Genomic DNA, 15,778 nt, shown 5'->3' on the forward strand with positions numbered 1-15,778 from the left:
CGCGATGGCCTAAAGCTGTCGCCAAACTGTTATCGTTAGGACCCCCTGGCATGAGCACTTATCTGACGAAATCCGGCCTTTCCCTGCACCCTCTGCTGGTGGATTTCGTAGAAAAAGAAGCGCTCAAGGGGCTCTCCATTTCCGCAGATCAGTTCTGGGGCGGCTTTGCGAACCTGCTGCGCGAACATGTCCCGACGAATGCGCGGCTGCTGGCCAAGCGTGACGATCTGCAGAGCCAGATCGACGAATGGCACCACAAGTATGGGCCGGTGACCAATAATCCACAGGGCTATGAATTCTTTCTGAGGGAGATCGGCTATCTCGTTGCCGAGCCGGGTGATTTCACGATTGAGACGGAAAATCTCGATCCCGAAATTTCCAGCATTTGCGGCCCGCAGCTGGTCGTGCCGGTCTCTAACGCCCGCTATGCGTTGAACGCCGCCAATGCCCGCTGGGGCAGTCTCTATGATGCGCTCTATGGCACCGACGCGACTTCGCGCGATGGCGATCTGGCGCCAGGCAAGGGGTTTAATACGGCCCGCGCTGCCGCTGTGGTGGCGCGCGCGGCAAAATTCCTTGATGAGAGTTTTCCGCTGGCAACTGGCAGCCATTCCGACGTCACTGCCTATCATGTAGTCAAGGACGGCGAGACGCGTTTCTTTGAGGTCGAGACTGCGGCGGGCCGTACCGGTCTCCGCGACCCCTCGGCTTTTGTCGGCTATGCCGGCAGCCAGGAGAGCGCTGAACTCGTTCTGCGCCACAATGGCCTGCATGTCATTCTTGTTATCGACTTCAAGAGCACGATCGGGGCGACGCACAAGGCTGGCCTCTCCGATGTCATCGTCGAGTCGGCGCTGACGACCATTCAGGACTGCGAAGACTCGGTCGCGGCCGTGGATGCGGAGGACAAGGTCGGCGTTTACCGCAACTGGCTGGGCCTCAATAATGGCACGCTGGAAGACACATTTGAGAAGGGTGGGCAGACAGTTACGCGTCGCCTCAAGGCGGATCGCACCTATAAGGATGTGAACGGCCAGCCTTTGGTGCTGAAGGGGCGCTCGCTGCTGCTGGTGCGCAATGTCGGGCATCTGATGACGACCGACGCGGTGCTGCTCGATGGCAAGCCGGTGGGCGAGGGCCTGATGGACGCCGCCGTGACGGCGCTTTGCGCGCTGCATGACAAGGGCAATAATTCGCGGACCGGCTCGATCTATGTCGTGAAGCCCAAGATGCATGGGCCGGAAGAAGTGGCGTATGCCTGCGCCATTTTCGCTTCGGTGGAAGCGTTCCTGGGGCTCAAGCCGAACACGATCAAGATCGGCATCATGGACGAGGAGCGTCGTACCTCGGCCAATTTGAAGGCCGCGATCTATGAAGCGCGGGCCCGCGTGTTCTTCATCAATACCGGTTTCCTCGACCGCACCGGCGATGAAATCCATACGTCGATGGAAGCGGGCGCCGTGCTGCGCAAGGATGAGATCAAGTCCGAGCGCTGGATTTCGTCCTATGAAGATCGCAACGTGCTGATCGGGCTTGCCTGCGGGTTCTCGGGCAAGGCGCAGATCGGCAAGGGCATGTGGGCGCGGCCGGACGATATGGCAGCGATGCTCGATGCCAAGATCGGTCATCCCAATGCCGGTGCCAACACCGCCTGGGTGCCGTCGCCGACGGCCGCGACGCTGCATGCGTTGCACTATCATCAGGTCAATGTGTTCGAGGCGCAGTCGCGTCGCCACAACCAGGCGGTGCCGGGGCTATCCGAGCTTTTCTCGATGCCGGTGCAGGTGCCTTATTCGCTGAGCCGCGAAGAAATCACGCGCGAGCTTGAGAACAATGCGCAGGGCATTCTGGGCTATGTGGTGCGCTGGGTGCAGCAGGGGGTGGGCTGTTCCAAGGTGCCCGACATCAACAATGTCGGCCTGATGGAAGACCGCGCGACCTGCCGTATTTCCTCGCAGGCGGTGGCCAATTGGCTGCGGCATGGCCTCGTGAGCCGCGATGAGGTGACATCGACCTTCGAGCGCATGGCCGTCATTGTCGACCAGCAGAACGAGGGTGATCCGATCTATCGGCCGATGTCCGAAAATTATCAGTCTGTGGCGTTCCAGGCGGCGCTGGATCTGGCGCTGAAGGGCGCGGATCAGCCGAGCGGCTATACCGAGCCGATCCTTCACGCCGCGCGCCGCAAGGTGAAGGCGCGCGACGCGAAGTAACGTCCCCATTCGTCGCCACCACCGGGCTTGTCCCGGTGGTCCATGCCCTTGGCGAGATGGATTGCCGGACGGGCCCGGCAATGACGACGGAGGGGAGAGACCTGATCAGACTTCCATGAAGGCCACGCGGGCGGCGCGGGCCATCTGGACGAGTACCATGTGCATGTCCTGTGGGACGGTGATCGGCTTTTCGAAGAAGATGCGGCGCACATCATCGCCATGGGCGATGTCGATGCCTTCGGCGTCGATGCCGGTGAGCACCCACTTGCCCGATGGCGCCTTGGCATAGTGGCGGGCGTAGAGGTCGACGGCCTCGAAATGGTCTTCGTTCATGTGCTCAACCGCATTGCCTTCGGCGGCGGCGAGGGCGGGGTCGCCATTGGAGAGCAGGTCTTCCGCGGTTAGGGCAAAGGCTTTGCCGAAGCCGCCATTGAGGCTGGCCGAGCGCGGTTCGAGGCGCACGAAACGGAAGTCGCCCAGTTCGGCATAGAGCTTGGCTTTGGGTTGGTGGGCGAGATAGCGGGCGGCGATGCGCTGGCTGTCAGCGGTATCGCGTTCGAGGATTTTTGCCTCGGCGGCGATGGAAATGCGCGGATGGGCCAGGGGGTCGCCCTTGCCGGTTTCGCCCAGCAGCAGCGAGCAGCGACCGTCGGCCTTGAGGGCCGGGAAGTGGGCGGCGAGGCCAGAGATCAGCAAGACCGGAGCGCCGTCGAAATCGGTGGAGACGCCGACGCGGGTGACCTGAGGAGCGCCAGTCTGCGGGTCGAGCGTTGCCAGCGCCCCGTAGCGGGCGGAGCGGAGCAGGGTTTTGGCCAGGCGCCGGGCTTCGTCGCTGGTGGGCTGCAGTACGGACTTTTCTTCCGCCATGGTCGGGGCTCCCTCAAATGCTGCAGCGGCACTAAGGGATTAAATGCTGATCGTCAATGTCAGATTAGTTCGTGGGTGGGCAGGGTGATGCCGGTGCCCTCGTGGAAAATCTCGATGTCGTTGGCGAGGAGGGTTTTGGCCGTGCTGATCGGCTCGCCGGTGCCGGGATTGCGGGCATAGCGGGGGTGGGCGCCGGAGGCGATCAGGAGGCGCAGGCGGTGGCCGGCAAGGAAGCTGTGGGCGGTGGCGTGGAGGGGGAAAGTGAGCGTCCAGCTGCCGTCGGCCTCGGTTCTGGTTTCCGGTGTTACGCGGAGGAGCCCATCGCAGATGTTGGTCGAGACGCCGTTGGGATCGACATCGGAGAGACGCACGAAAAAGTCGGTGTGAGGCAGGCCGGCGCGGGCGCGGAGCCGGACCTGGCACTGACCGATGATGGTCAGCGGTTTTAGGAGTACGGGGCCGGTATAGGTGAGGACGTCCGAGCGGTTTTCGAGCGGGCCGTTTTCCTGGGCGCCGGCACCGGTGAAGGCGAAGATGGCGCCGCCGAGATTGGGCGTGGGGTCGTTGGGATCGTAGCGATAGCGATCGGTGCCGGTGCTACCGTTGCCTTCAACCAATTGGTGGTTGGGGCCGATGTTGAGATTGATCGGTGCAGGCGGGCCGGGCGGGTAGCGGTCGAATTCGTGCCATTCGTTGGCGCCGGAGATGTGGATGCGGACCGGGTTTTTGCGGAGGCCGCTGGTGTCGTCCAGCAGTTTGGCGCGCATCCAGTGCAGCGTCTCGCGCAGATTGTCGCGTTGCAATTCCTCGGCGATGTGAAACCACGTGCCGATGGTGAGGTAGGGCTGGTGACCGAGCTCGACAAGGCGCTGGTAGTCGGCGAGGAGCGGGTCGAGCATGAAGTCGTACCAGCCGGATATGAAGTGCACCGGCGGGGTCGCTTTCGACAGGCGATGGCTGTGGTCAATCTCTTTCCAGAACTCGTCATTGCCGATGGCGTGCTCGAACCAGTGGCGCCAGAAGCCGATCTTGTGGCCGACAGCGATCTTGTCGGCTTCGATGAGCGGAAGCGCTGATGCAGCTCGGTCGGTGCGGCGTTCGATGTCGCCGGAGAACATCCGGGCAGCCGTCGATAGCGGGCGGCTGCGCAGGCCTTCGATGACCTGGACCCAGCTTAGCCAGAGATTGAGGTGGAAGGCGCCGGAGGGGAAGACGACGGGGCGGAAGTTGGAGGTCGTTACCTTGGTGGCCATGGCGGCGATTGGCGGCAGGGCGTCCGAAATGGCCCATTGGGCATAGCCGAGATAGCTGGGGCCGGTAAGGCCGATGCGGCCGTCGAACCAGGGTTGGTCCTTGATCCATCTGAGCGTGGCGAGGCCATCGGCGCGCTCATTGGCAAAGGGGTCGAATTCGCCGCCGGAGCGCTCGGTGCCGCGGCAGGCCTGGATGACCACGTGAAAGCCGCGCTCGGCATAGGCCTCGCAAATGGCGCTGAAACCGCGCCGGCCGTAGGGCAGGCGCATCAGGATGGTGGGATGCGGACCATCTGCTCGGGGGGCGTAGTGGTCGGTCTTGAGGATGACACCATCGTCCATGGCGAGGGATAGTCCGCGCGTCTTCTGCACGCCGTTTAGCCGAGGCGGCAGGTCTTCGACCCAGGCGAGATAGAGCGAAGACAGGCTCATGGGTCAGCTCACGAAATCGAACTTGTCGACGTCGAAGAGGCCACGGTCGGTCATCTTGAGATGGGGGATGACAGGCAAGGCGAGGAATGCCACCTGCAGGAAGGGTTCGGGCAGGACGCAATCGAGTGCCTTGGCTGCGTCGCGCAGGTGGTGGAGGTCGTGGGCGACGTCTTCGAAGCTTTTGAGACTCATGAGGCCGGCGATGGGCAGGGCCAGTTCGGCGGTCACCTTGCCGCCGTCGGCCGTGACAAAACCGCCGCCGAGCTCGATCAGGCGGTTGACGGCGACGGCCATGTCTTCATCGGTAGCGCCGACGACGGTGATGTTGTGGCTGTCGTGGCCGACTGACGAGGCGATGGCCCCGCGCTTGAGACCAAAGCCCGTCACAAAAGAACGGCCGATATTGCCGTTCTTGCCGTGGCGCTCGATGACGGCGACTTTGATGACGTCGGCAGTGAGGTCGGGCTGGAGACCCTTTTCGGTCGAGGCGAGGGTGGCTTCCTCGCGGAAGGTGAGGATCAGGCCGGGCTTTACGCCGATGACCGGAACGCGGTTCTGGCCGGGTTTGGGTTCGGTGATGAAGGCTTCGGCGGTGACGGGCTTTGCTTTGACCGAGGTCAGGCCGACGGGAGCAACGGTGCCGCGGGTTTCGAATAGTTCGGGCGTAACGATGCGACCGGCGGCGATTACATCGGAGACGCGGCAGTCTTCGAGGCTGTCGACGATGGCGATATCGGCGCGCCAGCCGGGGCCGAGGAGGCCGCGATCTTTCAGGCCAAAAATGCGTGCGGCCGAGTGGCTGGCGGCGCGATAGACGTGGTGCAGCGGGCGGCCCATGGCGATGAGGCGGCGGATGGAGCTGTCGAGATGGCCTTCCTCGGCGATGTCGAGGGGATTGCGATCATCGGTGCAGAGGGCGACGAAGGCCGAGGTGTTTTCGTCGAGGATTTCAGCAAGGGCCTGCAAGTCCTTGGAGACGGAGCCTTCGCGGATGAGGATGGCCATGCCCTTGGCAAGCTTTTCGCGGGCTTCGGCAGCGCTGGTGGCTTCGTGGTCGGTGCGGATGCCGGCGGCGAGATAGCCATTGAGGCTCTGGCCGAGGAGGAGCGGGGCGTGACCGTCGATATGGCCGTCCTGAAAGGCGACGAGTTTTGCCAGAATGCCGGGATCGGCATTGAGCACGCCCGGAAAGTTCATCATTTCCGCAAGGCCCAACACTTTTGGATGGCTGCGGAAGGGGAGCAGATCGTCGATTTCGAGTTGGGCGCCGGCGGTTTCGAAGGGCGTTGCCGGAACGCAGGAGGAGAGATTGACGCGCACGTCCATAATGGTGCGCTCGGCACTGTCGAGGAAATAGCGGATGCCTTCGGCGCCCAACACATTGGCGATCTCGTGGGGATCGCAGAGCACGGTGGTGACGCCGTGAGGTAGCACGCAGCGGTCGAACTCGAGGGGTGTGACCAGCGAGGATTCGATGTGGAGATGGGTATCGATGAATCCGGGGACGGCGAAGCGGCCGGTTCCGTCGATTTCCTGATTGCCTTCATAGCGGGCGTGGGTGCCGACAATGCGGTCGGCAACCACGGCGATGTCGGTAGTGGTGACCGTGCCGGTGATGACGTCGAGCATGCCCACATTGCGGATGACGAGATCGGCTGGTTCCTTGCCCTGTCCGGCCATGATCATGCGGGTGAGGAGGGCAGGGGTGGTCATAGCTACGGACTCTGGGCTGAACATGCCGAAAGGTCGGTCGCCCCGTCCGCCGCGTCAAGCCCTTGCTACGGAACCCTGCCGACCCGCAAGCGTTGAAATCTTGGGAATTTTCGGGAGAGCGCTATGGAAACCTACGATCCGCACAAGAATACAACCGAGGTGCGTCAGGCCAATTCGCGCAAAATGAATTCGCGCGTGCTTGCCATGTCGCTAATCGGCATCGTGATTGCCTTCGTGGTCATTTACATCATCTACAGCATGGCCATGCCGGCGCCGTCCAACTAGGCGCTGGCGCGCCGGGCGGCGAAGGCATCGCGCAGTTGCGTGTCGACCCGGCTTGGTTCGTGGGCGGCGCTATAGAGACAATAGCGGTTTCGACCGCCATTCTTGGCGTGGTAGAGCGCGTCGTCTGCAAATCGTATCAAGTCTGCCTCGCTGCGGGCCATATCTGGGGCCGTGGCAATACCGATACTGACTCCAATCGTGGCAATGCCGGCAGTAATGCTGACAGGCTGTGTCAGCGCGTCGATGATCGCCTGGGCTAGGGCCAGGGGGTCCCCGGATCCTCCAATATTCGGCTGGATGATGGTAAATTCGTCGCCACCGAAGCGAATGAGAGTATCTTCCGGCCGCAGCAGGGATTTGATGCGCGCGCTGACCTCGACAAGCATTTCGTCGCCCGCCTGGTGGCCGAGTGTGTCGTTCACCTGCTTGAATTTATCGAGATCGAGTTCCAGCACGGCAAAGCGAGGACCGCCTTCGGATGTGTGCTGCAAAAGTTCGCCGATGCGTGCTCCGAACAGGGCGCGATTGCCGAGTCCGGTGAGCGGATCGTGCTGGGCGCGATGGTGGGCTTCTTCCCGCTCGGCCTGAAGCTGGAAGAGGGCGCTACGAAGGCTGCGGAGCAGCAGGCCGACAATGATGATGCCGATGACCAGCGCGGCCGGCAGCGCCGGCATGGCTGCGCCGACGAGGCGGGCGCCGGGGTGCTCCGGCTGCCAGGCGAGCCAGGCGAGGGTCTGGCCTTGGGCATTGAGGATTGGCAGAGTCGCGTCGGTTTGCGGTTTGGCATCGAGGAAAATGGGCTGGTCGATGCGGTATTGATCACCGAAATAGGTAGCGAGTTCGTCTCCGAGGAGCCCTACCGAGATGTAAAAACCTTCCTTGCCGACAGTGGGGGCGTTCTCGCCGCTATAGGAAAGTATCGGCGTCACGGCGACGAGGGCGGGCTGACCCTCGAACAGCGTGAAATCGATGGCTTGCGGGAGCGTGTCCGATACGCCGGCATTGTAGGCGGAGATGGCGGCCTGTGTGTCGAGTCTGCGCAAATGCGCGAAGAAGGGTGCGAGCTTTTCGATGGAGTCGGCGGAGGATTTGGCGGGGACCTGGCCGCCGTCGCGGACGGCCACAATGGGTTTGAGGGCGCTGTCGAGGACGAAGCTGCGATTGTGGCCGTAGAAATTGAAGGCGTAGATGCCGAGATTATCGACGAGCCACTGCACGTCCTCGGTGTCGATGGCAGTGACTGCTTCGTCCCACACCGCCAGCTCTTCCTGGGCGATGTACATCTGCGATTTCTGTTCCTGCAGCGCCCGTTCGAGCAGCAGTTTCTCGCGGGCGAGCGCATCGGCGTCGATGCGTTGGGCCGACCAGGCGAGAAAGCCGGCCAGCGCCAGAATCGTAATGCCGGTCACCACCACGATGGGCAGGAGGAACCGGGTCGTGAAATGCGTTGTGTCCCGCAACTGCATTGTCGCCCCCAGAAAGTGCGGGAACTTTTGGTCGCCGGGCGTTAGCGGACGATGAATCGGCGCCTCGGCTCCAAAATCTGAGTTAACGCGCTGTTTCGTCAGCGCGAAACGCTGGTTGTTGCCCAGGTGATGGGCTAATGCTCAGCTCGGTCGATTCAGGAGGATGTCATGGCCAAGGTGCGCGCGCTGGTGCTGGAAAAGCAGCATGAACTGGGTCTGCGGGAGATCGACCTGCCGCTTGAGGTCGGGCCGGGCATGGTGCGGATCGCCATTCACACGGTCGGCGTCTGTGGTTCGGACGTGCACTACTATACCCATGGCCGCATCGGGCCATTTGTGGTTGATGCGCCGATGGTGCTGGGCCACGAAGCGGCAGGCACCGTGGTCGAGGTGGGTGAGGGCGTGAGCCATCTCAAGGTGGGTGATCGGGTCTGCATGGAGCCGGGCATTCCGGACCCCAATTCGCGCGCCAGCCGTCTCGGCATGTATAATGTCGATCCGGCCGTGCGCTTCTGGGCGACGCCGCCCATCCATGGCGTGCTGACCGCGGAGGTCGTACATCCGGCCAATTACACATTCAAGCTGCCCGACCATGTGAGTTTTGCCGAAGGGGCCATGGTGGAGCCCTTTGCCGTGGGCATGCAGGCGGCCAGCAAGGCGTGTATCACGCCCGGTGATACCGCCGTCGTGCTCGGCGCGGGTCCTATCGGTACCATGGTGGCGCTTGCGGCGCTTGCCGGAGGCTGTGCGCGCGTGATCGTTGCGGATCTTGCCCAGCCCAAGCTTGATATCGCCGCGCAATATCAGGGTATCATTCCGGTCAATATCCGAGAGACCAAACTCGTCGAGAAGGTCGGCGAACTGACCGAAGGCTGGGGTGCGGATGTGGTGTTTGAATGCTCGGGCTCGCCGCGCGCCTGGGAGACGATCATGGAGCTGCCGCGGCCTGGTGGTTGCATCGTCGTCGTTGGCCTGCCGGTCGAGCCGACCAAGGTCGACATTGCCGCGGCTTCCACCAAGGAACTGCGGATCGAGAACGTGTTCCGCTATGCCCATCAATACGATCGCGCCATTGCGCTGATCGCCTCGGGCAAGGTGGATCTGAAGCCGCTGATCTCCGAAACTTTCGCCTTCGAGGATTCGAAGGCTGCGTTCGACCGTGCCGTCGAGGCGCGTCCGGACGACGTCAAGCTGCAAATCCGCGTCGCTATCTGAGGCGGGAACCAAGTCCATGTCCCGGCGATTGTGACGACAGCGTCATTTTCGGATTTTTCGGGACATGGATACCGGCAATAGTTTTGGGCTGACCCAGACCTATCTTCCTGAACATATCATCGCCATCAGGCTCGCCATTGCAGCGCTCTGCGGCGCCATTATCGGCTTTGAGCGCGAGGTGCGAACGGCCGAAGCAGGGCTGCGTACGCATATTCTGATTGCGGTAGCCGCGGCGCTTTTCACCATTCTCACTTTCGAGATTTTTCATACCATAGGCGGCGGCTCGGAATCGCGGGCCGACCCCATTCGTGCGGTCGAAGCGGTCACAGCCGGTATCGCCTTTCTCGGGGCGGGCGCCATCTTTCGCTCAGGCGGTGGCGTCCAGGGGCTGACCACAGGCGCGGGAATGTGGCTGGCGGGGGCAGTAGGCCTCGCCTGTGCGCTGGGTTTTTACACGATCGCGGCGGGGACGACGGTGCTGGCGGTCATTGTGCTGGCGGCCCTGCGTGCACTCTCGCATCGCATCATCGGACACAAGGCGGCCGAAGACGAGGCGTCGGGGCAACCATGAAGGATAGGTGAGACTCCGCTGAGACTGGGCCGCGGGGAGAAGCATAATAGGTAGCCGAGCGGCGCTGAGGGACAGTAGCGCTGCCGGGCGAGATGCTTCTCCCCCCGTACGGTCGCGATCGGGAGGTACCGCAACCGTGCCCCCACGCTAGTTCACTTGGAGCTGAACCAGCGGTGTCAGACGTCGATGGTGCAGATCGACATCTGTATTACGAAGACGGAGAGCAACGCTTGGGAATGCAGGACACGATCGAAACCGTGGCTCGCAGCGATGCTCTCCGTCCAGGCACGCAACCTGTGGACGCAGGAGTCACATGCCAACAGCATCCAAGCGCTCGGTACGCGCCCAGAAATTCGCAATACCAGCCAGTTCGTGCCGATAAGCATCGGCTTCCGACTGCCGGAAGAAGACGGCGGTAGCGCCGGCTTCGAGGTAAACCATGCGCCCCGCTCGATTGGTCGGGGGCACCATCACCAGCAGCGCGACACCCTTTTGGTGCAGCCAAGCCTGATGGCGGCGGATAAATTCGAGGTTGGCCTGGCTGTGGCCCTTGAGGTCCACCACCAGCAGTTCCGGCCAGTGCGACTGCGGATCGCTCAATACCTGCGCAAGATCCTCGACCGCCTCTTCGTCGTCGCTGTAGTGGCGAACCGACGGGCCGTCATTGGCGGCCAGCACGCGCATGAACAGGCGGGCCGAATGGCCGTCGTCGTCGATCAGCCCAATAAAGGGCGCCTGTGCAAACGGACTGGTCACACGCTTACCTCTGCCCGAAACACACCGGGCAAATCACTCTTGTGGAAAAACATGCGGCCGCCGCGCCGCATGCTGGTTCAGAAACACTTGGTGGTCTCACGCATCCGGCAGGGCCTATCCACCGGGAACCGCGTCTGTTCAGAGAACTGACGCCGGTCATATGGGGGAGGTCGGGCAGGGCGGGTAGGCAAACTCGCGTAAAATTCAGGTAAGTCGCTCTTGCTTTTTACATGTAAGCGATGACTATTAACCTCCATACGGGGGTAAAATGGCTCAGGCCAATGACGACAAGGATGCAGTGCTGGCGGCGCTGGATCGTCTGACGGCGTGGTCGGAAATGGCCAGGTCGCCCCAACTCACGCGTTTTCTCGACTACATCGTCCGCAAGCGACTCGACGGCGATACGCAATCGATCAAGGCCTATTCCATCGCCGTCGATGTGTTCGGCCGGCCAACGGACTTCGATCCGCAGAGCGATCCGATCGTCCGTGTGCAGGCACGGCGTTTGCGGGCCTTGCTGGATCAATATTATCGCGGGCCCGGCGCGCAGGAGCGGTTGCAGATCGTCTTGCCGATCGGACGCTATGTGCCTGATTTCCTGGAGACGGACGGCACTCTGCCGCCACCTTCCAGCCAGACTGCTCAGCGGTTCGTCGATGCCGATATCGATGCCGTTCCGGACGCAACGGCGCCGCGCGGCCATGTCACCGTGTCCTGGCTGGTGCTGCTGGTCATTGCCATTGGCGCTGCGGCCCTCGCCTATTCGCTTTCCACCTGGGGACCAAGGCAGGAGCAGCGGGCGACGCAGAACGGCATCATGCAACAGCCGAGCCTGCGGGTGATGGAGTTTCAGAACCTCACCGACGACCCTTCGATCACCGCTGCCGTTTCGGGTCTGGCCATCGAATTGGTCGACCGGCTGCAGCCGCTGAATTTTCTCAGCGTCGACTATGGCGGTCGCGGGGAGGTAAATTCGGGGCCCGTTCAGGCGGACGGATATCTGCTCACCGGCATCGTTCGGCGTGACCCGGGAGCGCCGGCCAATTTACAGTACAGCGTCGTCCTTACCGACCTTTCGAGCAATAGCGTGGTCTGGAATCGGTCATTGATTCTGACGGAACAGCAATTATCCGATCCCGGACGAATCGATCGGCTCTCCATCGACATCCTGGCGGTGCTGGGCAATCCGCGGGGGCCGCTGCATACGCGGGCACGCCAATATCTCAGCCAGAACCCGCTCGTGGGTGGCGAAAATCTCTATCTCTGCCGGCTGCTCTTTACGATGTATCGCGAGAGTTCGACGCTCGGCGCGGCCGAACGCGCCAGGTCCTGCTATGCGGCGCTGCCGGAAAGCGATCAGAAAACGGGTATCGCGCTTGCCGCGGTTGCCAGTCTGACTGCCGAGGGGACGGATAGCGGCAGGCCGTCGCCCACGGCGCAACTCGACCGATACCGAGTCGCCAACGAAATGCTTAGTGAGGCCGTGCGCATCCTGCCGACAAGCAGCTTTGTCTGGGAACAGCGCGCGCGCCTCCATGAAGTGCTTGGGGAACATGGCCTAGCTGAGGCTGCCTATGGTACGGCGCTGCAATCCAATCCGTCCAATATGGATGCGCTTGCTGCGCATGCCCGGCATATGGCGTTCATGGGCCAGCTCGACCAGGCTGTTCCCTTGGCGCAAAGGGCACTTGATGCCTATACGATCATTCCGGACTGGTATTATGGCGTGCCCACACTCCTCGCCATTCGGGAGCGTGATTTCGGCAAGGCGGCGCGCTATGCCGATATTTATGCGCGGGCCGACCGAGAAATGGGACCGGTCCTCGCCATTCTCGCTGCCGAGGGGGCGGGCGACGATGCGCAGGTGGCGCGACAATTGCCGCGCGTTCTCGATGTGCCCACTTTCCGTAGTGTCGGGATTGTGACGCAGCTCCGGCGGCGTATCACCGATACCGCCCTGCTCGATCGCATCCGCGTGGCGCTGACGGATGCCGGCGTGCCGCCGCTGTCGCTGGTGACGGCCTATTAGCGCTTAGTGAGCGCTCGATTGGCTGAAGAGATTGATCACCAACACGCCTGCCAGAATGAGGCCGATGCCGATCAGCGCCGGCAGGTCGAGCGTCTGGCCATAGGCGAAAAAGGCGATGATCGAGACGAGGATGATGCCAACGCCGGACCAGATGGCATAGCCGATGCCGACGGGAATAGTCTGCAGGGCCAGCGAGAAGAAGTAGAAGGTCACGCAGTATCCCACCACCACGACGATGGAGGGCACAAGCTGGGTGAAGCCGGCCGAGGCGCGCAGGAACGAGGTGGCGATCACCTCGCCGACGATGGCAATGGCGAGATAGGCGGCGCCGTTCATGATTGTGCGTCCGAAAAATGAGTGCGGCAGAGTTCGATGAAGCGCTGGCCGCGTTCTTCAAAATTCTTGAACTGGTTATACGACGGAGCACCCGGCGACAGGATGACAGTGTCGAATTTTTCACGCTTGTTTTTCAGCGTGACCACGGCTGTTTCGAGGTCAGGCACTTCCGTCACATCGATATCCGGAGCCGCCTTGCGGGTTGCCGCTGCCAGTCGCTCGCCGGTCACAGGCAGGGTGACCATCGCAGTGACGCCGCGTTGGGCGAGAAGCGTTGAGAGTTCGGCGTAGTCCTGCTCGCGCTCATGGCCGCCGGCGATCAGGGCGATACGGCGGCCGGGATAGGCGGCGAGGGCTGCTTTGGTGGCTTCGGGTGTTGTCGAGATGGAATCGTTGACAACGGTCACGTTGCCAACGCGATGCTCCTCAAGCCTGTGGGGCAGGGGGCGGAAGGCGGCGATGCCGGCGAGAACGCCGTCCATGGTCGCGCCGACGGCGAGGGAGATTTCGGCGGCAAGAATGGCGTTGTCGAGATTGTGCGCCCCCTTGAGCCGCGAGCGGGACACGGCGCCTTCGAGGGCAATGGCCTGTTCGTCTGACAGCGGCTGTACCAGGCGGCGGTGGTCACGAACTGCTTTCGCAACGCGCGCATTGCTGGCGGCGGCGTGGCCGAGTGCGACGGCGAAGCTGCCATCGCGGTCGACCAGATGCAGCTTGTCGTCGTAGTAGCGCTCGACCGAGCCGTGCCAATCGACATGCTCGGGATAGAGATTGGTGATCGCGGCGACATCGGGGATGAAGCTCATATCGGCCGTCTGGTAGCTCGAAAGCTCGAAGACGACGATTGCGTGCTTGTCGGCGATTTCGAGGGGGGCAAGGCCGACGTTACCAGCGAGGCCTGCATCGAGGCCGGACCGCGCCAGCATCAGGTGGACCAGCGTCGCGGTGGTCGATTTGCCTTTGGTGCCGGAAATGGCAATGACTGTACGATCCTGCCGATAGGTCGCGCCCCAGAGATTGAGGTTCGAGGTCACGGCTATGCCGGCCTCGGCGGCGGTGGCGAAGATCGGCTTGTAGCGTGAGACGCCGGGGCTTTTCACGATGGTGCCGAAGCGGCGCCCGGCGATAGCCGCGGGAAGATCGGATGCCGCGATGGTTTCTGTCTCCGGTATGTCCGCTGTGCCCGAGTCCACCGTCACAAAAACCTGCAGATCGGGCTGGATGCGCTTCAGGAATTGCCGAGTGGATTTGGCTTCGCGCCCGGCGCCGTAGAGCAGGACCGGTTCGTCAAACCGCATAAGCGGCCACCTTGGCGGCTAGCGCCGGGGGGATGTGATGGTCGTGGCTATCGGTCAGGCATTCGGCCATGGCGAGTTGCAGCCGCTCCTCGCCATATTGTGCGAAAAGGTCGGCCTTCACCGACTTCACGATTGCGTCCTGATGCCAATCTGCATGGCGGGTCAGGGTATAGAAGCAAGCGGCGGCTTCGAGAATTTCGCCGACGCATTCCCAGGGCTTCTGTCCGGCCAGGCCCGACAGTTCGCGGAAAGAGCGTTCATTGTCAGGCACATCGAGGAGGTTCTTGCCGAAGATTTTCAGCAATCGATCCTTGGCCATGAAGGGGGCGAAGATCAGGAAGACAAAGTGACATTTCGGACATTCGCCGCACCAGAGCGGGCCGTCATTGCCGGTGAGGCGGAAATTGCGATTGCAGCTCGAAAATACCGCGTCGAAGCGCTCGCCCTGGGTGAAGAGCGAGGCGATACGGGCTTCCGAGTACGGGCGGAGTAGCGAGAAGTATTTGAGGGCACCGCCAGTGGCATTGCCCAGGATGTCGGCGATCAAGAGTTCGAAGCCAAGCGATTTCGAATATTGGTGATTGGTCTCGCGGCCGTCGAATTCGATATTGCCTTCGCTCGCCGAGCGCTCGTTGCTGAGCACGATCTGGTCGTAGCCATAGAGCAGGGCGCAGAGCGAGGCGATCATGGAATTGATCGCCGTCGATGGGACGTGGCCGTTGTAGTAGCCGGGCTCCTTGCCAAGGCGGATCATTTCGGCATCAAGCTTGCGCATGACATAGACCGGCCGGCGGCCGATGGCTTCCACCGAGGTGATGATTGGGCCTTTGGGATTGACGGCAAAGGGGGTGAAGTCGACGCCGATATGGCTCAGCAGTTCGACGCTGACGAGGGAATCCTTGCCGCCGCCGATGGGGAGCAGCGTGCGTTCCTGCAATTGCGGCGCTGGTTTGCGCGAGACAGGATCTTCGCCCGTGCTTAGCTTCAGGCGGCCGAAGCGCGCGAGATTGTTGCGGGCGTAGAATTCGCCGAGGCCATTTTCATATACGTCGATGACGAAGGCGCGTTCGGCTTCGGTCAGCTTGATGTCGGGGGCCGTGATGTCGAAGGGCGCGCGCAACTTGAAGTAGCTGACGCCGAGGACGAAGGCGGTCAGGTCGAGCAGCTTGGCAAAGGCAGGGCTCTGCGTCAATTCTGTCTTGGCGCCCTTGGGCAGGTCCAGAATTTCGGTGAATCCCAGATCGCCCAGACGATAGGCGAAGCGAGCCTCGCCAGTGGTCGGGTCAAAACTCGGCGGCAGGATGGAAAAGGATTCGGTCACGGGCAACTCACGCGGCTTTGCAT

At 62.3% G+C, this 15,778-nt stretch carries 13 protein-coding genes; 5 read left to right on the top strand and 8 right to left on the bottom strand.

The genetic code is table 11. The features are described from left to right. Positions 1-50 precede the first annotated feature (50 nt). A complete protein-coding gene (locus J7557_RS00930) occupies positions 51-2,213 on the top strand; it encodes a malate synthase G (RefSeq protein ID WP_291416438.1) in 2,163 nt (720 codons plus the stop codon). Positions 2,214-2,318: 105 nt separating this feature from the next. Here the strand turns inward: J7557_RS00930 and J7557_RS00935 are convergent, their stop codons facing one another. The 3 genes from J7557_RS00935 to ade are packed head-to-tail and all read right to left on the bottom strand — an operon-like array spanning position 2,319 to position 6,478. Beyond that, the gene (locus J7557_RS00935) at positions 2,319-3,080 is read right to left on the bottom strand and encodes a DUF2470 domain-containing protein (protein ID WP_291416441.1); all 762 of its coding nucleotides are present in this window, start codon (positions 3,078-3,080) and stop codon (positions 2,319-2,321) included. 59 nt (positions 3,081-3,139) lie between these two features. Beyond that, positions 3,140-4,765, bottom strand: a complete 1,626-nt coding sequence (locus J7557_RS00940) for a CocE/NonD family hydrolase (RefSeq protein ID WP_291416444.1) — start codon at positions 4,763-4,765, stop codon at positions 3,140-3,142. Between the two features lie 3 nt (positions 4,766-4,768). Continuing rightward, positions 4,769-6,478 carry an adenine deaminase gene (ade, locus tag J7557_RS00945; RefSeq protein ID WP_291416446.1) on the bottom strand — a complete coding sequence of 570 codons (1,710 nt, stop codon included), beginning with the start codon at positions 6,476-6,478 and terminating at the stop codon, positions 4,769-4,771. 123 nt (positions 6,479-6,601) lie between these two features. Between ade and J7557_RS00950 the strand changes: the two genes are divergently transcribed. Beyond that, a complete protein-coding gene (locus J7557_RS00950; RefSeq protein ID WP_291416448.1) occupies positions 6,602-6,763 on the top strand; it encodes a hypothetical protein in 162 nt (53 codons plus the stop codon). Here the strand turns inward: J7557_RS00950 and J7557_RS00955 are convergent. Then, the gene (locus J7557_RS00955; protein ID WP_291416450.1) at positions 6,760-8,229 is read right to left on the bottom strand and encodes a diguanylate cyclase; all 1,470 of its coding nucleotides are present in this window, start codon (positions 8,227-8,229) and stop codon (positions 6,760-6,762) included. The two genes, J7557_RS00950 and J7557_RS00955, sit on opposite strands and share 4 nt — an antisense overlap. Positions 8,230-8,397: 168 nt before the next feature. Between J7557_RS00955 and J7557_RS00960 the strand changes: the two genes are divergently transcribed. Together J7557_RS00960 and J7557_RS00965 are read left to right on the top strand one after the other, a co-directional pair. Beyond that, a complete protein-coding gene (locus tag J7557_RS00960; RefSeq protein WP_291416452.1) occupies positions 8,398-9,444 on the top strand; it encodes an NAD(P)-dependent alcohol dehydrogenase in 1,047 nt (348 codons plus the stop codon). A 64-nt stretch (positions 9,445-9,508) separates the two neighbouring features. After that, a complete protein-coding gene (locus J7557_RS00965; protein WP_291416454.1) occupies positions 9,509-10,015 on the top strand; it encodes an MgtC/SapB family protein in 507 nt (168 codons plus the stop codon). A gap of 309 nt (positions 10,016-10,324) precedes the next feature. Here the strand turns inward: J7557_RS00965 and J7557_RS00970 are convergent, their stop codons facing one another. Continuing rightward, a complete protein-coding gene (locus tag J7557_RS00970; RefSeq protein WP_035080565.1) occupies positions 10,325-10,771 on the bottom strand; it encodes a hypothetical protein in 447 nt (148 codons plus the stop codon). Between the two features lie 268 nt (positions 10,772-11,039). Here J7557_RS00970 and J7557_RS00975 point away from each other — a divergent pair, with 268 nt between their 5' ends. After that, the gene (locus J7557_RS00975) at positions 11,040-12,800 is read left to right on the top strand and encodes a tetratricopeptide repeat protein (RefSeq protein WP_291416456.1); all 1,761 of its coding nucleotides are present in this window, start codon (positions 11,040-11,042) and stop codon (positions 12,798-12,800) included. A gap of 3 nt (positions 12,801-12,803) precedes the next feature. Here J7557_RS00975 and J7557_RS00980 read toward each other — a convergent pair whose 3' ends face one another. From J7557_RS00980 to J7557_RS00990, 3 genes are read right to left on the bottom strand one after another with little or no spacing between them, the layout of a single operon-like run. Continuing rightward, positions 12,804-13,136 (bottom strand): SMR family transporter, encoded by a 333-nt coding sequence (locus tag J7557_RS00980; RefSeq protein WP_035080562.1) that lies wholly within the window; start codon positions 13,134-13,136, stop codon positions 12,804-12,806. After that, positions 13,133-14,434 carry a UDP-N-acetylmuramoyl-L-alanine--D-glutamate ligase gene (murD, locus tag J7557_RS00985; protein ID WP_291416460.1) on the bottom strand — a complete coding sequence of 434 codons (1,302 nt, stop codon included), beginning with the start codon at positions 14,432-14,434 and terminating at the stop codon, positions 13,133-13,135. The genes J7557_RS00980 and murD overlap by 4 nt, the downstream gene beginning before the upstream one ends. After that, complete coding sequence (locus J7557_RS00990; RefSeq protein ID WP_291416462.1) at positions 14,424-15,755, bottom strand: hypothetical protein; 1,332 nt, start codon at positions 15,753-15,755, stop codon at positions 14,424-14,426. Before J7557_RS00990 ends, murD begins: the two co-directional genes overlap by 11 nt. Between the last annotated feature and the right edge of the window lie 23 nt (positions 15,756-15,778).

Origin of the sequence: Devosia sp. (assembly GCF_017744655.1) — a bacterium.
Taxonomy (GTDB): Bacteria; Pseudomonadota; Alphaproteobacteria; order Rhizobiales; family Devosiaceae; genus Devosia.